This is a genomic window from Bacillus sp. FSL W8-0848, assembly GCF_038007805.1.
GTDB classification, from domain to species: Bacteria; Bacillota; Bacilli; order Bacillales; family Bacillaceae; genus Bacillus; species Bacillus glycinifermentans.
This window is the reverse complement of sequence record NZ_JBBOYB010000001.1, coordinates 2,266,250-2,285,685: the sequence shown is the minus strand read 5'-3', so window position 1 is coordinate 2,285,685 and position 19,436 is coordinate 2,266,250. Positions and strand designations below refer to the sequence as shown.

Here is a 19,436-nt window from a genome sequence, read left to right as displayed (position 1 = left end):
AAACAAAATCCTTTCAGGTCCCAACGAAAGTCCGAGTCTATGCCGAACAGTCGTCGTCAGCCACCGGCCACCTCATGATTGATTCTTTAGTTTATAGGTATTATATGTTGAGCTTGATTGGGATCCCTTCAAAACAATTTGGAAAAGAGATGCGGCGTTGACAAAGAACTTTGGGAAAGGTGGTATTATAAATAATGAGTCAAAGTGTATTTAATATCCCAGTTGAAGAAGTTATTCAATTCTCGAAAAGTTTCCAAGTTGAGCGTTCTGAAGCTGTTTTCAATGATATTGTTCTTATTAAAGATTTTAAAACGGCTGAACATTTAGCGTTTGAAGCAACAGTGGGTGAGGATGAATATAATTGGAAAGATATTAGAGAATTAGAAATGAGTGAAGTTTGGGATGTTTATTATTCAATGTCAGAAAGTGAAAAACCTAAAGGATTGGAAGAATTATTAGATATAATTGCTGATAATGTAAGAAAAAGCTCGTTTGAATATGGCATGTTTTATGATGATGTTGTCGCTGATCTTCATAATTGTGCCATAAATAGAGCGATACATGGAAAAACCAATTCCTTTTTTGAAAAAATATTTGAAATATATCAGTTTGGTGCTTTCCCTTGCGGTTGGAGTGGTGATTATCCAGAGGGGAAAATTGTAGCGTATAAATTTGATGAAGTGTCATAAACCGTTTTGGCAAATAAAATATTCGGTCGGCATCTTTTACAACGTAAACGCAAGGAAGCGTGCTCCTTTTTGCAAAGGTTAACCCCCTTTCATTCCCAGGAATAGCCGGTACATTTATTTCCCGGTCATTACCGAGAGGCTAGAGAAATTGCACAGGGAGCAAAACACAAACACAGTATTTGCCTTTAACTTTAACAAGAAAAAACAATAACGGGGGTGAGCGGTGAACTTATGGATTATATCATGGTCACGGATCAGCCGTTATTTGTACAAAATGATTCAAGGGACGAATAACAAATAAGGAGTGATCGATTTGCTTAATTCCATTACATCTTTAGAACCTATAAATATACCAAGCGGCTGGTTCGTTAAATATAATGATTTAACCGTCTCACAAGATAAAGTTAAACCAAATACCAAATTGATAGAATTGGTAAAACAAAGATATAACGCTGTGGTAAACATCATTAAAGGAGAAGATGAATATCTTATACATATTTGCGACGACCATGGGGAACTGAAGGATACCATCAATGTTGAAGAGCGCCGGCAGCTGGTAAACGAATTGGAACGGATCATTTGGAAAATAGAAGCAGCGGCATTTGGAGGGAACATTTTGATTTTTGAAGGTCCTCTTGACTATTTACGTCTGAGAATCCCTCAAGGATGGACCGTCTCTTATAATAAACTAATTGATATCGATCCCGATCAGTTGGAGGAGGACAGTGATGACTGGTTTAACTTTACATCATCATTATTACAGTTAGAACATAAAGAGAGCCGCTTGATTTTAGATGTTGGCTGGTATGAAGATATTGAACCTTCAGGCACTTTTTATGTGCTCTTAATTAAGAATCTAGACTGGGAAAACCCGTTAGAAGATATGGATACGAGAAGACCGGAAAAATTAGTGTCCCAAATAGAAGCAATTCTTCAAAACGCAGCTGAACAAAAATATGCTTAACTAAGCTGAAATTTCGTCGGATTCCCGCTGAACCGAAACACCGGCCAAAAGGTCAACCTGAAGACGATGTATACGTAGATAAAGCTGTATATGTTCGGCCTTACAGCCCGTCATTGGCATGACAAACTGATGATGGGAAGGAAAAATTTTGCACGATGCATTTAGTAGGAGAAGAATGAATGTTTTTTTAAAAAAGAAGGCAAAAGTGACAGAAGGAAAGTGCAAAAGCTTGTTCAGCAGCTGGAAGTTGACCGACATGTGATGACGATACCCAATCCGACATCATGAACATAGACATATTACATATATCTGAGAAAGAAGACCGTTTACATACACTCGTAAATATATCGATAAAATGGGGACAACGTTCTTTATATTTCGAGGCTGAAAATTAAAAGTCATTTAATCATTTTTAAGTCAAAGTACCCCATATCAATATTCTCCCAATGATTACATTACTGACGTGCACAAGAAATAGTGTGAAAGGAAATGAAAAACGTGGAATTTACAATATGATCAGCCAAGCAAAATTCATGAATCCCCAGGCAATGACCAACATATTTGGGGATATGCCTGAATTCACCGGTTCAGAATTAATGAGTGTGGAACTTAGAAGAGACGGTCCTTGTTTATTGATTAGACTTATGACAGAAGAGAAAGTTGAGAATAAACCAAAACGGTGGGATAAGTGGGATGTAATCTATATTGACATGTCCTTTATAGGCGTGCGTCATTTAAACATAAAAGATATTGGTACGGACAATATAATCAATCAATTTGAAATAGATGAGACTGCAAATTCATTAAAAATTAAATGTCTTAATCAAATGCAGATTGAATGTATTTTTGAATGGGAAAGAATTGACAGGATCTCTCCCGGATTATTAGATACATAAATATATGAGAGTCTTTGCTTTGTGATGTCCTGATCGGATAAATTAGATAAGGGAGTTCGGTTTAAAACATGCAAGTAAACAATATCCACGATTTTCACCTGAATAATGAAGATGCTTTTTTAACTTTGCAAATGGAGCTTAAAAGCCAAATTCAGTTAACAAAATCGATAACCGCCGATTCTTTAAAAACCTGCGCAGGTGTCGATTTAGCTTATTGGGAAGAAGGTGGCGAATCAGTCGGTGTCTGCAGTATAGTAGTGTTGGATGTCAACAGCAAGAATATCATTGAAAAAGTTCATAGCGTGGGGAAAATCAATGTGCCGTATGTTCCGGGATTTCTTGCGTTCAGGGAGCTGCCTCTTATCATTGAAGCGGCAAAAAAGCTAACGGCTGAACCTGATGTTTTTTTATTTGACGGAAACGGTTATTTGCATCATAACCATATGGGGATTGCGACACACGCATCGTTTTTTTTGAATAAACCAACTGTCGGTATTGCGAAGACTTACTTGAGAATCAAACAAACCGGCTTTGAGATGCCTGACGATAGAGCCGGCGCTTATACAGACATCGTGATTGACGGTGAGGTTTACGGGCGGGCTTTGCGGACGAGGCAAGGCGTGAAACCCGTTTTTTTATCATGCGGAAACTTCATTGATTTAGAAAGCAGTTATCAAATTGCGATGAGCCTGGTCAATCAAGAAAGCAGACTGCCGATTCCCGTTCGGCTGGCTGATCTTGAGACACACGCTTTAAGAAAATATTATCGGGAAAATAAAAAACTTGCTGAGTAAATTCGCACCGGCTTGGAAACCAACCCGTTTTTTTATATGATAGTAAAGGAAAAATGAATCAGAAAAGTTGTGATGATTGTGAATGAAATGAAGTTATCAAAAAGGCTGCAGACTGTAGCGGAATACATACCAAAAGGGGCGGTGATGGCGGATATAGGATCTGACCATGCTTATCTTCCCTGCTATTGTGTGCTGAATGATCTGGCAAGCGCTGCGATCGCCGGTGAAATTACGGATGGACCTTTTCTTTCTGCGAAACAGCAGGTTGAGAAATTAAATTTAAGTTCGCTTATTTCGGTGCGGAAAGGGGACGGGCTTGAAGTTATTCAAAAAGGCGAAGCAGATGCGATTGCGATAGCCGGAATGGGGGGATCGCTCATTGCTCACATTCTGGAGTCGGGAAAGGAAAAGCTGACGGGCAGGGAACGTTTGATTTTGCAGCCGAATATTCACGCTTACCATATTAGAGAATGGCTGCATAAAGAAGGCTATGCGCTTATAAGCGAAGACATCCTAGAAGAAGACGGGAAATACTATGAGATTCTTGCAGCCGAAATCGGCGATAAGGATGCGGCATACGAAGACATTTCTTTTGAGGCCGGCTTGCTTGTAGGTCCATTTTTGGCTAAAGAAAAAAGCGCCGTTTTTATAAAAAAATGGTCCCAAGAGCTTGAACATCTGAAAAACATTCATCAACAAATTAAAGGCGCTGCCCCAAGCATGGAAAATCAGCAAAAATTGCATGAGCTGTCAGAGCGGATTGAGATTTTAAAGGAGGTTATAGAACGTGGGTAAGTTGGTGAACGGTCAAGAAATGATTCAACTGTTTGAACAGTTTTCCCCGAAGTCTTTGGCCGTTGAAGGAGATAAAATCGGCCTGCAGATCGGGACGCTTAATAAAAACGTCAAAAACATCATGGTAACCCTTGACGTACTTGAAGAAACTGTGGATGAAGCGATTGCGAAAAACGTAGATTTAATCATTGCACATCACCCTCCGGTCTTTCGGCCGCTGCAGAATATCGTGACAGATCAGCCGGGCGGAAGACTGATTGAAAAATGCATGAAACATGACATTGCCGTTTATGCGGCCCATACGAACCTCGACGTGGCTGACGGGGGTGTCAATGACATGCTGGCAGAAGCTCTTGGTCTTGAGGATACAAAGGTGCTTGTTCCGACGTATGAAGAGCCGCTTAAAAAGCTTGCCGTTTATGTGCCGAAAGATTATGAAGAACAAGTCAGGACGGCTCTTGGGAATGCGGGAGCCGGCCATATCGGGGCGTACAGCCATTGCGCTTTTTCCTCAGAAGGAGTCGGCAGCTTCCGTCCGCTTGAAGAAGCAAACCCGTTTATCGGCCAATCCGGAAAGCTTGAACGGGTTGAAGAGGCCAGGATTGAGACGGTCTACCCGTCAAGCCTTGAAAAGGCCGTATTAACGGCGATGAAGAAGGCTCATCCGTATGAAGAAGTCGCCTACGACATTTACCCGGTCGAACAAAATCCGCTGCAAAAAGGGCTCGGGCGGATCGGCACTCTGAGAGAGGAAATGACGCTTGCTGATTTTGCGCGCCATGTAAAGGAAAGGCTTCATGCGAATGGAGCGCGGATGGTGGGAAAACCCGATTCCAAAGTGAAAAAAGTAGCCGTGCTCGGCGGTGACGGAAACAAGTATATTTACGCCGCAAAACGGATGGGTGCCGATGTATATGTAACAGGAGACCTTTATTTCCATACCGCACACGATGCGATGGCGCTCGGCCTGAATGTCGTAGATCCAGGGCATTACGCCGAACACATTATGAAACAAGGCGTCGCCCAAAAGCTTTCGGAAATGTGTGCAGAGAAAAAATACGAGGTCCGCATTTTCCCTTCAGAAACCGATACTAATCCGTTTGTCTTTCTATAAGAAAAACCTGAGGCAGATGGCCTCAGGTTTTTGACTTTACTTTCGGCAATATTTTTTGCAGCGGGACTTCATGACTGGTTTTCCATGTGGACGGATCATTATGATCAAATTGCTCTAAAAAGCGGATGACTTCTTTAGTAATCGGCGTCGGCGTTGACGCCCCCGCCGTCACGGCCACCGTATCCACTCCTTCAAGCCATTCCAGCTTTAATTCGCTTAAGTCTCCGATCCGGTATGCTTTCGTGCCGGCGATTTCCTCAGAGACCTGTGCAAGACGGTTCGAATTGTTGCTTTTTGGATCGCCGACGACGATGGTCAAATCGGCTTTTTTCGCTTGTTCAGAGACCGCTTCCTGCCGAACCTGGGTCGCCAGGCAAATTTCTTGGTGGAATTCGACATGAGGATATTTCTCTTTCACTTTTTCCATAATGTCGTGGACATCCCATTGTGACATGGTTGTCTGGTTTGTGACGATCAATTTGTCTGCATCAACAGTCAGGCGCTCGACGTCTTCTTCGGTTTCGACAAGGTGAACGATATCGGGCGCAACGCCGACGGCGCCCTCCGGTTCAGGATGGCCCTTTTTGCCAATATAGATGACATGGTAGCCTTTCGCTTTCATTTCCCTGATTAAATCATGGGTTTTCGTCACATCGGGACAGGTCGCATCAATAGCAACAAGTCCTTTCTCCTCAGCCGCTCTTCGGACTTCGGGCGATACGCCGTGGGCGGTGAATATAACGGTTCCCTTGTCGACCTTATTTAAAATCTCAAGCCGGTTCGGACCGTCCAGAGTATAGATGCCTTCTTTCTCAAAAGCGTCTGTTACGTGTTTATTGTGAACAATCATTCCCAAAATATAGATGGGTCTTGGCAGGCTTTTATCAAGAGCCGCGTTTTTGGCGATCACCATGGCGTCAACGACACCGTAGCAGTAGCCGCGCGGAGAAATTTTAATAACGTTCATTCTAGTAGTCCTCCTAAAAAGAAGTAAGAGCCGGACATGATAAAAAGCCGCAAAAACGGCTTATATTCTCACAGTCTCTATAGACCCCATTATATCCGATCCTTTAGGAGATATCAAAGAATGTTATATATACAGTTTCGGGATTGATGCTCCTTCATTTGTTCTTTTTGGGGATTCAGGCCGGCTGGATTTTTGACCGCTCCTTTCCGCTTTTGATTTTTCCGGTTTTTTCGATTTTTCCGGTTTGGAAGAGTTCTTGCTTTGTTCCGCGGCTTTGCCAGTTTCACCGCTTTTTTCAGATTCGGACGATTCCGGTGATTCGGTTTCTTGCTCTTCTTCGCTTTCGCTTGTTTCATCGTCGGCAGAGTTCAGCTGTCTGAACATTTTGACCATGCCCGGCAGGTTGCGTACGAGGGGGCCGTATTGCTGAATCATCGGCGTCACTTGCTGAGCCACGCCAAGCACTTTTTGCACATTGCCGAGCATGTTTGAGATAGAAGCCGGGGTTGCAAGTCCTTGGAGCCCGCCGAGTCCGCTCCCCGTTCCGCCAAGTCCCGCTCCTGCTCCGCTTCCGCCGAGTCCTGCTCCGGTGCCCCCCGAAGCGGCTGGTCCTCCGGGAAGAAACCTGGAAAGAAATCCTTGTATTCCTCCTCCGCGTGCTCCGGCCTGCTGGGCTGTGCCCATCGGATTAAAAAGCTGCTGGAGTCCTTGCTGCTGCCCGGCGGCCGGCCCCGTTCTCATGCCCATGTTTCTGGGAGTGAGCAGCCTGCTCGGTCTCTGCAGCCCCGGAGGCCTTCTCATAGGCTGTTGTGGAAACATATTTGTACCTCCTTTCACATCCTTCTCTAAAGTAGGATATGCAGGTCCTTCATAAAGTGCTTTTGCCCCCGTGCCCGATTCCGTCTGTGATGATGGTTTTTTTCCGCAGGATCAGTTATAATTTAATGATGGACATGATACCAGCCTTTTTTTGAGCCGCACGGCATAAAAAAGGATACATAAGCGCACAATTCAGCCATATAGGATAAAGCTTGGGACGCTATAAATAGGCGCTTTCCAAGAAGGAGTTGGGAAAATGAAGCAAACGAAATTTGACATGTACGATTTAAAGCCGTTTATCATAGAGGCTGTTCACCAATTGGGATTTTACGAGCCGACTGATATTCAAAAAAGGCTGATCCCTTCAGCGCTGAAAGGAGAGAGTGCCATCGGGCAGTCTCAGACGGGGACGGGGAAGACCCATGCATATCTGCTGCCGATCCTAAGCCGGATCGATCCTGACAAAACATTTGTTCAAGCCGTGATTACGGCGCCGACAAGGGAGCTCGCGAACCAGATTCATCAGGAAGTGTTGAAAATCACCAAGTTTTCGGGACCGGATGATGGGATTCGCTCAAAATGTTTTATCGGCGGTACGGATAAGCAAAAATCAATCGATAAATTAAAAACGCAGCCCCACCTTGTTGTCGGAACGCCAGGCAGAATCGCCGATTTGATCAGGGAACAGGCGCTTGACGTCCATAAAGCGGATGCGCTCGTCATTGATGAGGCCGATTTAATGCTCGATATGGGGTTTTTGGAAGACGTCGATTTTATCGGCTCCAATATGCCTGAGAACCTGCAGATGCTCGTGTTTTCCGCGACGATCCCGGAAAAGCTGAAGCCTTTTCTGAAAAAGTATATGGAAAATCCGAAGTATGCGCACGTCGAACCGCGGCATATCACGGCGGAAAAAATAGAGCACATCCTGATTCCGTCGAGGCACAGGGATAAAAATCAGCTTTTATTAGAGGTTATGACTCATTTAAATCCGTATTTGGCGATCGTTTTTGCCAATACGAAGACGACGGCTGACGAAATCGCCGCATTTCTTGCCGACAAGGGAATGAAAGTCGGGCTTCTTCACGGCGGTCTGACACCGAGGGAGCGCAAAAAAGTGATGAAGCAGATCGGCGATCTTGAATTCACCTATATCATCGCTACAGACTTGGCCGCAAGAGGCATCGATATAAAAGGCGTCAGCCATGTCATCAACTATGAGCTGCCGGAAGATCTCGATTTTTACGTGCACCGTGTCGGCCGGACGGCGCGCGCCGGCACATCGGGAACGGCCATGACGTTTTATGATACTTCTGATGAAGATGCGCTCGCAAGGCTTGAACAGATGGGGATTATTTTTGAAAACATGAGGCTTGAAAAAGGCGAGTGGAAAAAGATTGATGACAGAAAGCGCCGGCAAAACCGCAAGCGCACTCCGGATGAAACGGATGAAATCGCCAAGCGGCTTGTCAGAAAACCGAAAAAAGTCAAGCCGGGCTACAAGAAAAAAATGAAGACGGAAATCAATAAAATCAAAAGACAGCAAAAGAGAAAGCAATTTAGAAAAGGAAAGTAGGGGAAACAGCTTTGTTGAAAATCGGTTCTCACGTCTCAATGAGCGGAAAGCATATGCTGCTTGCGGCCAGCCAGGAAGCAAGCTCATACGGCGCCAATACGTTTATGATTTACACGGGCGCTCCGCAAAACACACGCAGGAAAAAAATCGAGGATTTGAATATTGAAGCGGGCCGGGCTCACATGGAAGAGCACGGAATCAGCGATATTGTCGTTCATGCGCCGTATATCATCAATATTGCCAACACGACGAATCCGGCGACATTTGAGCTCGGCGTCGATTTTCTCCGTTCTGAAATCGAAAGGACGGCAGCCATCGGAGCCAAGCAGATCGTTCTTCACCCGGGGGCACACGTCGGAGCCGGGGCGGAAACAGGCATAAAAAAAATCATCGAGGGGCTGAACGAAGTCATCGATCCCGGCCAGGATGTCCAGATCGCTCTGGAAACGATGGCAGGCAAAGGATCTGAATGCGGACGGACATTTGAAGAGCTCGCTCAGATCATTGATGGCGTCACACATAACGAGCATTTGTCGGTCTGCTTTGATACGTGCCATACCCATGATGCAGGTTATGATGTCGTCTCTGATTTTGACGGTGTATTAAATGAATTTGACAAAATCGTCGGAATCGACCGTTTAAAAGTGCTCCACATCAACGACAGCAAAAATGTCAAAGGAGCAAGAAAAGACCGCCACGAAAACATCGGCTTTGGAGAAATCGGCTTTGATGCGCTTCAATATATCGTCCACCACGATCAGCTTCAGGACATACCGAAAATCCTTGAGACGCCTTATGTCGGGGAAGATAAGAAGAACAAAAAGCCGCCATACCGCTTTGAAATCGAAATGCTCAGAAACAAACAATTTGATGCTGAACTGTTGGAGAAAATCAAACAGCAATAATACAAGGGGCTTTTTTAGCCCCTTGATACATACTGTTCAAACAGCTGGTTGAGCAGCTGAACGGCTTCTTTTGAAGTTACGGCTTCCACTTGGCTGAGCAGTTTGTTCCGTTCTTTTTCATTAAAAATGTTAATGTTTTTTCCGTTTACGAGCTTTTCCACTTCGAGCGCTTGCTTTCTAGTCACATGTATTCCGTACTGTTTTGCGTATTTGAGCACCTCATCGGCAGTTACCTGATTTAAGCGCTGCAATACGATTTTCTGAAATAAAATCACGCCCATTCCTCCCTTCTGAAATAATGTATGGCGGAAAATTAAAAATGTGTCATTTTTTTATTTCACGCTGTTAAATGATATGATAGTAAAAGGAGTAGATTTGGCCAGTTCAGATAAAAAGGAGAGACAGCATGGCAACAAAAAAACAACATAAAAAGGAATCATTGGTCCGCCTGTCGTTTCGGATCATCATGATTCTCATCGGTGCTGCCTGTGCAGCCTTAAGCATTGAATTATTTTTAGTACCAAACAACATCATCGACGGGGGCATCATCGGAATTTCGCTTATTTTGGATCACATTTTCAAGGACAACCCTTATTTGAACTTTGCGCTGTTCGTCGTGGTTCTCAACATCCCGTTTATGATTTCCGGCTACAAGCACATCGGAAAAACGTTTCTTATCTCCACGATCATCGGGATTGTCAGCTTATCAGTAATTGAAACGATGTTGCATCATGTAGAAGGGGTTACGACTCAGCCCATTTTGGCAGCCGTTTTCGGAGGGCTTTTGCTCGGATTCGGCGTAGGGCTTGTTATTCGTAACGGCGGTTCTATGGATGGAACGGAAATACTGGGGATTTTGTTCACAAAAAAACTCCCGTTTTCAGTAGGCGAATTCGTCATGTTCGTCAACGTTTTTATTTTTGCGTGGGCCGCTTTCATATTCGGCCTTGAGCAGGCGATGTATTCGGTTATGACGTACTACATCGCGATGAAGACGATCGATGCCGTCATTCAGGGGCTTGACGAAACGAAAGCGGTCATCATTGTGTCAGATCAGTACGAGGAGATTTCCGACGCCCTTTTGCACCGTCTTGGCAGGGGAACGACAAAGCTGAAAGGAAAAGGCGGCTATTCGGATGAAGATACGGAAGTGATCTATGCCGTGGTGACAAGGCTTGAAGTCACAAAGCTGAAGTCAATCGTATTTGAAATCGACAGAAACGCGTTTATTACGATTATGGATACGCACGAAACAAGAGGCGGAAAGTTTAAAAACGCCATTCATTAGGCTTTCATTTACTTTTTTAAAGATTATATGTATAATTTAAAAATGAACTGGTCAAACGATGAAAATGGTTTGCTGCATTAGGCTGCCATTTTCTTTTTGTTTGCTAAATCGTAATGATTCTGGAGAATGTGAAGGTGAACGAAAATTGAAACAACCGATTATCGAGATGAAACATGTATCATATTCTTATGATCATCGAAATGTGATAGAAGATATCAATTTAACCATTGAGGAAGGGACGTTTCTCGGCTTGGTCGGTCCGAACGGCTCGGGAAAAACGACATTGCTCAAATGCATTCTCGGGCTCATTAAACCGCAAAAAGGAGAACTGAAACTGTTCGGCGTCCCCCAGAAAAAGTTTAAGGACTGGAACCAGATCGGATTTGTCTCACAAAAGGCAAACAGCTTTAACACCGGCTTTCCCGCTTCGGTGTACGAAGTGGTGGCAAGCGGTTTAACCGCCAAGCTCGGCCTGTTTAAACGAATGTCAAAAGAGGATAGAAAAAAAGTGGATGAGGCGATTGACGCTGTTGGAATCGGTTCCCTTAAAGGCAAGAACATCGGCGAGCTATCAGGGGGACAGCAGCAGAGAACGTTTATCGCAAGAGCCCTTGTAAGCGAGCCTAAGCTTTTGATTCTCGATGAGCCGACGGTCGGGGTTGATCAGCTGACGGTTGAAAGCTTTTATCGCCTGCTTGAGAAGCTGAACAGGGAGAAAGGAATTACATTGATTCTCGTCACCCATGATGTAGGCACCGTTTCCGATAAAGTTACACATGTTGCCTGCATGAATAAACATCTTCATTTTCATGGCAATGCAAACGAATTTGAACAGGTGACAGATCGGGACCTTTCGCAATTTTACGGGCACGATGTCCAGGCACTCAGCCACGATCACCATCACCATGGAGGACAAGAAACATGCTGACACCTTTTTTTCATTATGAGTTTTTGCAAAACGCATTTATTTCCGGTTTATTAATCGGCCTTATCGCTCCTTTGCTCGGGGTGTTTATCGTCGTCAGACGGCTGTCTTTGATTGCCGACGCCCTCAGCCACGTTTCGTTGGCAGGGATTGCGGCAAGCCTTTATTTAGGAAGCCGGTTTACGATGCTTGCCGGCGTCAGTCCGATTTATTTCGGGATGCTGTTCTCAGTTACAGGCTCTTTAATCATCGAGAAACTCAGGACGGTATATAAACATTACCAGGAGCTTGCGATTCCGATTATCATGTCGGGAGGCATCGGTATTTCCGTTATTTTCATTTCGCTTGCGGACGGATTTAACACAGATTTGTTCAGCTATTTATTCGGCAGCGTCAGCGCGGTGTCAAGAGAGGATCTTCTCGTGATCATCGGAATTTCTGCCGCCGTTCTGATCGTCATTTTTTCTCTTTTTAAAGAGCTGTTTTTGCTTTCGTTTGATGAAGAGCATGCCAAAGCGTCGGGAATTTCAGCCAAATGGATTCATTTTATCTTTATCCTGATCGTCGCGCTCGTGATTGCCGCTTCGATGAGAATCGTCGGCACATTGCTCGTTTCCGCGCTGATGACGCTTCCCGTCGCGGCCAGCATGCGCATTGCAAAAGGATTTAAACAGGCGATCTTCTTTTCTGTTTTGTTCGGGGAACTGTCCGTCATTCTCGGACTTATCCTTGCTTATCAATTGGATCTCGCCCCGGGGGGAACGATCGTGCTGCTGTCCATTCTCATACTGATATTGTGTATCAGCTACAACAAAATCAAAAGGGGGATTCGCCGTGAACGTACAGGAAGCGCTTGATCTATTAAAGGAAAAAGGCTATAAATACACAAGCAAAAGGGAGGATATGCTTCAGCTTTTCAGTGATTCTGATAAATATTTAACGGCGAAAAACGTGCTTTCCGCTTTAAACGATGATTATCCGGGCCTGAGCTTTGATACGATTTACAGAAATCTGTCCCTATTTGAGGAGCTCGGCATTTTGGAAACGACCGAGCTTTCAGGGGAGAAGATGTTCCGTTTTAAATGTTCTTCCGCCCATCACCACCATCACTTCATTTGCATGGCCTGCGGAAAAACAAAGGAAATCGAATTGTGTCCGATGGAAAAGCTTACAGACAATCTTGACGGTTATCAGATCAGCGGGCATAAGTTTGAAATTTACGGCACATGTCCCGGCTGTGAGGAAAAAAGCGCGGAAGTATAAGAAAAAACCGGCATACACGTTTATGCCGGTTTTTTTATGATGAGCATCTTATATGCCTTTGGCCGTTTCGAGGGCTTTCCGGTTGTTTTTCAGCCAGTCCGCAGCTTCCAGCCAGCTGTTGACTCTGACGATGTTGGAGTCGGTCGGAAGCTGATTGTACGGGGTGTTGAACAAAAGGACCGGTATATTGGCTTCTTTTGCAATCATAGTTGCGTTCCCGTGATGGTCTTCAAAGAAAACATCCACTCCGTGTTTCAAAACAGCTTCCAGCTTATTATGGCCGCCGACTAGCTCAATATCGTCGTAATGAACGCCGTTTTTGCGAAACCAATCGAACGTAATATCCTTCAAATGGTGTCTTCTTGCCGTAATATAGATCAGCCTGCAGTGATCTTTTAATTCATCAAGGGTCTGTTTGGCGTACTCCGCAAGCGATGCTTCTCTATAAATGCGCGGCTCGTTTTCGTTCATCCATTCCCAAAATTCCTCACCAGATATATTCAAAAGTTTTGTCAAGTCATATTCCTTTATATCTTCCAGCGTAATGGACAGGCTGAACGCCTCGTTTAAATAGGGAACAAATGTGTCTTGAGCCGTAATCGTACCGTCAATATCGATTCCTAAATGTAACATGTCCACACTCCTTATTCTCCATTCCTTCAGTGTATCATAAACTTTTAACATTTACAGTAAAGTTTAGCAAACATGAATCAGTCTAAAATGCTTAAACTATAAATGCTCCTTTATGGACTCTAAGAGGGGGGATAACGAATGGAAAGAGGACAAAATGTCAATGATCATAACCGTGATCGTTATGACAGTAACCTAGTCGATGCAAATTTGGATCGTGATGACTTTTTAGAAGAAACGGCAACAGAAGTTGCCCCGCAGCCGTATCGCACAGAAAAAAGCGATAATGGCGCAAGGGATCGAGATGCAGATGCCGCCGGCGGAAGGATTACCGGATATATCGCGTTAGCTCTGTCGATTATTTCTTTGTTTATGCTTCCTGTTCTGTTGGGAATCGCAGGAATCATTGTCGGCTATATTGCCAGAAGACAAGGAGCAGCTGGCTTGGGAGCTTGGGCGATGGGGATCGGTGCCGTTTCGCTAGTGCTCGGCATATTTGTAGCCCCGTTTTTCTAATACAAAAGCTTGACGGATATCCGTCAAGCTTTTTTTGATGGTTACGTGTTTAATTTTTCCTTTTCGGCGGCTTGTTTGGCATAATGCTCTTCCGCCAGTTTGTCGATTTCTTTTTTCAGTTCTTCGACCATCGTTTCTTCCGGAACTTTGCGGACGATTTCGCCTTTCCGGAAAAGAAGGCCTTCGCCGCGGGCGCCTGCAATGCCGATATCCGCCTCCCGGGCTTCACCGGGACCGTTTACAGCGCAGCCGAGAACGGCTACTTTAATCGGGGCCTTGATTTTGGCGATGTATTCTTCGACTTCGTTTGCGATCGAGATCAAGTCGATTTCGATCCGTCCGCATGTCGGGCAGGAAATCAGTGTGGCCGCATTTGCAGCGAGTCCAAATGATTTCAGCAGTTCCCTTGCGACTTTGACTTCTTCAACCGGATCAGCGCTCAAGGAAACGCGGAGGGTGTTTCCGATTCCTTTTGAAAGGATCGCGCCAAGACCCGCTGCGCTTTTCACCGTGCCGGCAAACAATGTTCCGGATTCGGTGATTCCGAGATGAAGCGGATAGTCAAAGGCTTTTGCCGCTTTTTCATAGGCTTCAATGGCAAGGTTGACATCTGATGCCTTCATGCTGACGATGATGTCGTGGAAATCGAGATCCTCAAGAATCTTGATATGATGGAGGGCGCTTTCGACCATGCCGTCCGCTGTCGGATAACCGTATTTCTCAAGGATTCGTTTTTCAAGAGAACCTGCGTTGACGCCGATTCGGATCGGAATCCCTTTTTCCTTTGCGGCGTTGACGACTGCTTCGACTTTTTCGCGGCGCCCGATATTTCCGGGATTGATGCGGATTTTATCGGCCCCGCCTTCAATCGCTTTCAAGGCCAGTTTATAGTTGAAATGAATATCCACGACGAGCGGGATGGATATCCTTTTTTTGATCTCAGGAATGGCGTCTGCAGCCCGTTCATCCGGGCAGGCAACGCGGACGATTTGACAGCCGGCTTCTTCAAGCCGCTTGATTTCGGCAACCGTTGCTTCGACATCGTGTGTTTTTGTCGTTGTCATGCTTTGAATCACGACTTCGTTGTTGCCGCCTATTGTTAAAGGCCCTACTTTAACAGGGCGCGTTTTTGTACGATGTGTGATTTCACTCACTTTGATTCGCTCCTTAAGTATAATTCTAGAGGCGCTGCTCTTTCTTATACCATATCGTTTACAAATCCTATTGTAACAGCACGTTCATGAAACTGACAAGAAATTAACGCTTAATCCTCCCGGTAGACCGGGAACTTATACGTAACACCGGCTTGAATGCTTCCCGCTTTTACATTCGGATTCAGCGTTTCGAAGTCTTCTGTCATCTGATCGGCGGGAACGCCGGTTTGTCCGATGATTGAAAAGACGGTATCACCGGGTTTCACGGTGACGGTTTTGTATTCGATACCGCCAGATGCAGCGTGTGCCGCTGAAGTAGAAACAGGCATTGCATTCTGTGGAATCGTGCCCGATTTCAAGTCATAATAAACGATGAACAAGCTCAGTAAAATAGAAAGAAGTACGGTGAGACGCTTCATTGGACTTGTCCCCATTTCAATCGTTTTTTACTATGTTACGCTTGTTCGATGTTCGGCATGACTACAAATTATTTCACTTTCAGTTTTGCTTAGCCGGCGTTTCTTTCACGGCAAGGAAAAGCATCACAAAATTGACAAACCAGTACAGCAATTCCTGGCTCGGCACGACGGCCTGAAGGCTGTCCATAATGATAAAGAATACAGTGGCCAGCGTGATGGAATATGCCGACATCACCCAAAGCTGTTTATAGGATAGCTTTTTCCTCAGGCTGTTGCGGATGAACAGGCCGATAACGGCAAGGACGCTGACGTTAATAAATTTACCTGCAGCCGTCGACAGAAACAAAAGCACGCACAATACGGGGACGATCACGGCTTTATTTTGTTCAACGAGAGACAGGATGTCCTGTTTTGTCATTTCTTCGGGGAGCATCTTGTACGGCATTTCCTGGGCTTGTCCGTCTATTGCGATGACAAGCTTGTCTTTAAGAATGCCGACCGAATTGCGCTTCTCTTGTATCTGTTTTGATCCATAGGCGCCTGTCGGATCAAGGACAATGACAAACCCGAATGACTGTGATTCGACAGGTTTTTTTGCATCTGTATGTAATGATCCGTCTTTAATCGAGAAAGCGGGAAATTCTTTTACCGCAGACTGAAAGCTGTTCATCGTTTGCACGACTCCGCTCGAGATATGGTAAAGGTTTGGAAGAGCGGCGAGAATGCTGAGCAAAAAGACGAAAAAAATAGCTTTTCCTACTCCTTGAAATCGCGTTTTGGCAATTGCCGGAGGGGAATATGTGCTTTTAAAAAATAGCTGAAAGATATTCATTCGGTTTTCACTTCCCATTTCTATAGTGTATCTGCATTATTGTATCGTCAGGAAAGAGTGAATACAAGGAACTTACGCTAAGGTATAATAAAAAGCATGACAAGGATTGGGGGGAAACGATTGGACATTTTATACTGGATCATTGTGGCTGCAATGTTTGTGATCGCTTTTGCGGGTTTGGTCTTTCCGATCATTCCGAGCGTCGTGTTTATAATCGCCGGTTTTGTTCTGTACGGATTCTTTTTTACGTTCGCACATTATTCATATATGTTTTGGATTGTTGAAGGGGTATTTACAGCTGCTCTGTTTGCGGCCGATTACGTCGCAAACCTTCTTGGGGTCAAGCGCTTCGGCGGGAGCAGGGCGGCAGTGTGGGGAAGCACAGCCGGCCTGTTAATCGGCCCCTTCGTGATACCGGTGGCGGGCATTATCCTCGGGCCGTTTATCGGGGCGCTCTTAGGAGAGATGCTCGTCCATAAAAAGGACATCAAGACCGCTCTCAAAATAGGAACCGGCTCGCTGATCGGCTTTTTAACGGGCGCTTTGGCGAAAAGCGTGATTCAGTTGATGATGATCGGGTATTTTTTATATACCGTTCTGCATTGAAAAAAATGTCTGAAAGATGTTTAAAACGAAGAGGGAACGGTTAAAGTTTATATGTCCGCCCGAAATGCAAATTGTGATCATTTTGTGAGCATTACCATTGAAACACGCCTTTTCTTTTGATACATTGAAAGAGGAAAGGCTTGCTAATGGCGGCATTTCAAGTACATACAATTTTAAGGAGGAATCGATAATGGCTTACAAACTTCCAGAATTACCTTATGCTTACGATGCGTTAGAACCGCACATCGACAAAGAAACGATGAACATTCACCATACGAAGCACCATAACACATACGTTACAAAATTAAACGAAGCGGTGGCCGGCAAACAAGATCTTGAAAGCAAATCTGTTGAAGAGCTTGTTTCAAACCTTGATGCTGTTCCTGAAGACATCCGCACTGCGGTCCGCAACAACGGCGGCGGACATGCCAACCATTCGCTTTTCTGGAAGCTGCTTTCTCCAAACAGCGGAGGCGCTCCTACAGGCGAATTGGCTGAAGCGATCGACAAAAAATTCGGCAGCTTTGATCAATTCAAAGAACAATTCGCAAATGCTGCAGCAGGGCGCTTTGGTTCCGGCTGGGCATGGCTTGTTGTCAACAATGGCGAACTTGAAATCACAAGCACGCCAAACCAAGATTCCCCGCTTTCAGAAGGCAAAACGCCAATTCTGGGACTTGACGTTTGGGAGCACGCTTACTACCTGAACTACCAAAACCGCCGTCCTGATTACATCAAAGCATTCTGGAACGTTGTGAATTGGGATGAAGTGGCACGCCTTTACAGCGAAGCAAAATAATCTAAAACAATGATGAAAGGCCCGCTAAAAAGCGGGCTTTTTTATTTTGCCTTTCCGGGTACATAACTGACTTTTGATGTGACAGACTAAGGAGTATCAGAAAAGGGGAGTCAGTTATGAGCAAACTCAAAAACATAATAGGCGATGTTGAAGTAAACAGAGACTTGCTGCTTTTGCTTACTGTCGGCGGCCTTTATTCGCTGAGCATTGCCCTTTCAAATACGTTCGTGAATGTGTACCTCTGGAAGCAGTCCGGAAAGTTTCTTGATTTGGCGATTTACAATTTGTCGATCGTCGTTATGCAGCCGTTGACATTTATGCTCGCGGGACGGTTGGCGAAAACGATCGACAGGGTGTTTATTTTGCGGTTCGGCGTAACGTTTTTGGCCGTTTTTTATTTGACGGTTCTTCTGGCGGGGGAAAATGCGGCGTCACGATTGGTGCTTCTCGGCGGTGTCCTTGGAATCGGCTACGGGTTTTATTGGCTCGCTTTTAATGTGCTGACGTTTGAAATCACAGAACCGGAAACGAGGGATTTCTTTAACGGATTTCTTGGCGTATTGTCATCGGGCGCAGGAATGATCGGACCGATTGTCGCAGGTTATGTGATTTCACGGCTTGCCGATAACACCGGGTATACCCTGATCTTCAGCTTGTCACTCGCTTTATTTACGATTGCCGTCATCACGAGCTTTTTCCTCAAACGGAGGGAATCGCGCGGACGGTATATTTTAAAAAAGATCTGGGCGGAACGAAATGAAGATGCAAGCTGGCGCAATATCACCAATGCGCATTTTTTCCAGGGGCTGAGAGAAGGGATCTTTGTCTTTTTAATCAATGTCTTCGTGTTCATCACGACAAAAAGCGAACTTGCCCTGGGAAAATTCGGACTGGTCAATTCAGCTGTTTCTTTTTTTGCATACTTTTTTGCCACACGGCTGATTAAAAAAAAGGCGCGCAAAAAAGCGATTCTTTTAGGCGGCCTCATCTTATTCGGATCATTGTTCCTGATTTTATTCAACATGACCTATGTGACCCTGCTCCTTTACGCGGTGGCGATTGCGATCGGTTATCCGATCCTCCTTGTTCCGTACTCATCGCTGACATATGACGTGATCGGAAAGGCGAGATACGCGAGAAAGGCGCGGATTGAATATATCGTCGTGCGGGAGGTTTTTCTCAACATGGGCCGGGTCGTGTCTATCTTGGTTTTTTTATTGCTCGTGCTTTTATTAAAAGACGATCTGGGCATTACGGTTTCATTGGTTCTGCTTGGAGCAGGCCATACGCTGATCTACTATTTCGTTAAAGATATCCGCCTGACGGAGCCCGCTCAGGAAACGGTCGGTGAGGACGCACACAAGCAGAGAGCAGAGCCTAATTTTTTGGAAGGAAAAAGATAAGGGAAAATAGTAGAAAAATGTCGCAGAACGCTTTACAATGTAAAATGGCACCTTTAATTAAGGTGTCTTTTCTTTCTTAAAA

Annotated in this window: 23 protein-coding genes; 16 read left to right on the top strand and 7 right to left on the bottom strand. The window is 44.9% G+C overall.

All coding sequences use genetic code 11. The features are described from left to right. The first annotated feature begins 194 nt into the window (after positions 1 to 194). From NSQ39_RS11945 to NSQ39_RS11920, 6 genes are all read left to right on the top strand, one after another. A complete protein-coding gene (locus tag NSQ39_RS11945; protein WP_175077010.1) occupies positions 195 to 689 on the top strand; it encodes a hypothetical protein in 495 nt (164 codons plus the stop codon). 304 nt (positions 690 to 993) lie between these two features. Next, a complete protein-coding gene (locus NSQ39_RS11940) occupies positions 994 to 1,653 on the top strand; it encodes a hypothetical protein (RefSeq protein ID WP_373688039.1) in 660 nt (219 codons plus the stop codon). A gap of 512 nt (positions 1,654 to 2,165) precedes the next feature. Continuing rightward, positions 2,166 to 2,549, top strand: coding sequence for an immunity 50 family protein (locus NSQ39_RS11935; protein ID WP_175077012.1), 384 nt, complete (start codon positions 2,166 to 2,168; stop codon positions 2,547 to 2,549). A 68-nt stretch (positions 2,550 to 2,617) separates the two neighbouring features. Continuing rightward, on the top strand, positions 2,618 to 3,343 hold the full coding sequence (locus NSQ39_RS11930; RefSeq protein WP_175077013.1) for an endonuclease V: 726 nt from the start codon (positions 2,618 to 2,620) through the stop codon (positions 3,341 to 3,343). An 87-nt stretch (positions 3,344 to 3,430) separates the two neighbouring features. Then, positions 3,431 to 4,138, top strand: a complete 708-nt coding sequence (locus tag NSQ39_RS11925; RefSeq protein ID WP_272901876.1) for a tRNA (adenine(22)-N(1))-methyltransferase — start codon at positions 3,431 to 3,433, stop codon at positions 4,136 to 4,138. Then, positions 4,131 to 5,252 carry a Nif3-like dinuclear metal center hexameric protein gene (locus tag NSQ39_RS11920; protein ID WP_175077015.1) on the top strand — a complete coding sequence of 374 codons (1,122 nt, stop codon included), beginning with the start codon at positions 4,131 to 4,133 and terminating at the stop codon, positions 5,250 to 5,252. The genes NSQ39_RS11925 and NSQ39_RS11920 overlap by 8 nt, the downstream gene beginning before the upstream one ends. A 22-nt stretch (positions 5,253 to 5,274) precedes the next feature. Here NSQ39_RS11920 and NSQ39_RS11915 read toward each other — a convergent pair whose 3' ends face one another. Together NSQ39_RS11915 and vrrA are read right to left on the bottom strand one after the other, a co-directional pair. Beyond that, positions 5,275 to 6,219 carry a 4-hydroxy-3-methylbut-2-enyl diphosphate reductase gene (locus NSQ39_RS11915; RefSeq protein WP_046130013.1) on the bottom strand — a complete coding sequence of 315 codons (945 nt, stop codon included), beginning with the start codon at positions 6,217 to 6,219 and terminating at the stop codon, positions 5,275 to 5,277. 123 nt (positions 6,220 to 6,342) lie between these two features. After that, positions 6,343 to 7,038 carry a VrrA/YqfQ family protein gene (gene vrrA / locus NSQ39_RS11910; protein ID WP_175077016.1) on the bottom strand — a complete coding sequence of 232 codons (696 nt, stop codon included), beginning with the start codon at positions 7,036 to 7,038 and terminating at the stop codon, positions 6,343 to 6,345. Between the two features lie 256 nt (positions 7,039 to 7,294). Here vrrA and NSQ39_RS11905 point away from each other — a divergent pair, with 256 nt between their 5' ends. Continuing rightward, positions 7,295 to 8,614 (top strand): DEAD/DEAH box helicase, encoded by a 1,320-nt coding sequence (locus tag NSQ39_RS11905; protein WP_046130011.1) that lies wholly within the window; start codon positions 7,295 to 7,297, stop codon positions 8,612 to 8,614. Between the two features lie 11 nt (positions 8,615 to 8,625). Continuing rightward, a complete protein-coding gene (locus tag NSQ39_RS11900) occupies positions 8,626 to 9,519 on the top strand; it encodes a deoxyribonuclease IV (RefSeq protein WP_046130010.1) in 894 nt (297 codons plus the stop codon). A gap of 14 nt (positions 9,520 to 9,533) precedes the next feature. Here the strand turns inward: NSQ39_RS11900 and NSQ39_RS11895 are convergent, their stop codons facing one another. After that, a complete protein-coding gene (locus NSQ39_RS11895) occupies positions 9,534 to 9,794 on the bottom strand; it encodes a DUF2624 domain-containing protein (RefSeq protein ID WP_046130045.1) in 261 nt (86 codons plus the stop codon). Between the two features lie 131 nt (positions 9,795 to 9,925). Here NSQ39_RS11895 and NSQ39_RS11890 point away from each other — a divergent pair, with 131 nt between their 5' ends. The 4 genes from NSQ39_RS11890 to NSQ39_RS11875 all read left to right on the top strand — a co-directional run bounded on the left by NSQ39_RS11890 (position 9,926) and on the right by NSQ39_RS11875 (position 12,995). After that, positions 9,926 to 10,807 carry a YitT family protein gene (locus NSQ39_RS11890; RefSeq protein ID WP_046130009.1) on the top strand — a complete coding sequence of 294 codons (882 nt, stop codon included), beginning with the start codon at positions 9,926 to 9,928 and terminating at the stop codon, positions 10,805 to 10,807. Positions 10,808 to 10,952: 145 nt separating this feature from the next. Next, complete coding sequence (locus tag NSQ39_RS11885; protein WP_046130008.1) at positions 10,953 to 11,735, top strand: metal ABC transporter ATP-binding protein; 783 nt, start codon at positions 10,953 to 10,955, stop codon at positions 11,733 to 11,735. Next, positions 11,729 to 12,589 carry a metal ABC transporter permease gene (locus NSQ39_RS11880; RefSeq protein ID WP_046130007.1) on the top strand — a complete coding sequence of 287 codons (861 nt, stop codon included), beginning with the start codon at positions 11,729 to 11,731 and terminating at the stop codon, positions 12,587 to 12,589. Before NSQ39_RS11885 ends, NSQ39_RS11880 begins: the two co-directional genes overlap by 7 nt. Beyond that, positions 12,567 to 12,995: a Fur family transcriptional regulator gene (locus NSQ39_RS11875; RefSeq protein ID WP_046130006.1), complete on the top strand. Its 429-nt coding sequence runs from the start codon at positions 12,567 to 12,569 to the stop codon at positions 12,993 to 12,995. The genes NSQ39_RS11880 and NSQ39_RS11875 overlap by 23 nt, the downstream gene beginning before the upstream one ends. A gap of 48 nt (positions 12,996 to 13,043) precedes the next feature. Here the strand turns inward: NSQ39_RS11875 and NSQ39_RS11870 are convergent, their stop codons facing one another. Continuing rightward, entirely contained in the window at positions 13,044 to 13,628 is a 585-nt protein-coding gene (locus NSQ39_RS11870; RefSeq protein WP_046130005.1) for a 5' nucleotidase, NT5C type, read from the bottom strand. Between the two features lie 138 nt (positions 13,629 to 13,766). On the opposite strand from NSQ39_RS11870, the gene NSQ39_RS11865 reads away from it, so the two are divergent. Beyond that, complete coding sequence (locus NSQ39_RS11865; protein ID WP_175077018.1) at positions 13,767 to 14,141, top strand: DUF4190 domain-containing protein; 375 nt, start codon at positions 13,767 to 13,769, stop codon at positions 14,139 to 14,141. Positions 14,142 to 14,182: 41 nt separating this feature from the next. Here NSQ39_RS11865 and ispG read toward each other — a convergent pair whose 3' ends face one another. The 3 genes from ispG to NSQ39_RS11850 all read right to left on the bottom strand — a co-directional run bounded on the left by ispG (position 14,183) and on the right by NSQ39_RS11850 (position 16,546). Beyond that, positions 14,183 to 15,301: a flavodoxin-dependent (E)-4-hydroxy-3-methylbut-2-enyl-diphosphate synthase gene (gene ispG, locus NSQ39_RS11860; protein ID WP_099047060.1), complete on the bottom strand. Its 1,119-nt coding sequence runs from the start codon at positions 15,299 to 15,301 to the stop codon at positions 14,183 to 14,185. Positions 15,302 to 15,405: 104 nt separating this feature from the next. Beyond that, positions 15,406 to 15,714, bottom strand: coding sequence for a LysM peptidoglycan-binding domain-containing protein (locus NSQ39_RS11855; RefSeq protein ID WP_046130002.1), 309 nt, complete (start codon positions 15,712 to 15,714; stop codon positions 15,406 to 15,408). Between the two features lie 79 nt (positions 15,715 to 15,793). After that, positions 15,794 to 16,546: a DUF1189 domain-containing protein gene (locus NSQ39_RS11850; protein WP_046130001.1), complete on the bottom strand. Its 753-nt coding sequence runs from the start codon at positions 16,544 to 16,546 to the stop codon at positions 15,794 to 15,796. 120 nt (positions 16,547 to 16,666) lie between these two features. Between NSQ39_RS11850 and NSQ39_RS11845 the strand changes: the two genes are divergently transcribed. The 3 genes from NSQ39_RS11845 to NSQ39_RS11835 all read left to right on the top strand — a co-directional run bounded on the left by NSQ39_RS11845 (position 16,667) and on the right by NSQ39_RS11835 (position 19,354). After that, positions 16,667 to 17,152, top strand: a complete 486-nt coding sequence (locus NSQ39_RS11845; RefSeq protein ID WP_175077019.1) for a DUF456 domain-containing protein — start codon at positions 16,667 to 16,669, stop codon at positions 17,150 to 17,152. Between the two features lie 190 nt (positions 17,153 to 17,342). Further along, positions 17,343 to 17,951: a superoxide dismutase SodA gene (gene sodA / locus NSQ39_RS11840; RefSeq protein ID WP_175077020.1), complete on the top strand. Its 609-nt coding sequence runs from the start codon at positions 17,343 to 17,345 to the stop codon at positions 17,949 to 17,951. Between the two features lie 116 nt (positions 17,952 to 18,067). Beyond that, positions 18,068 to 19,354 (top strand): MFS transporter, encoded by a 1,287-nt coding sequence (locus NSQ39_RS11835; RefSeq protein WP_046129998.1) that lies wholly within the window; start codon positions 18,068 to 18,070, stop codon positions 19,352 to 19,354. Positions 19,355 to 19,436 lie beyond the last annotated feature (82 nt).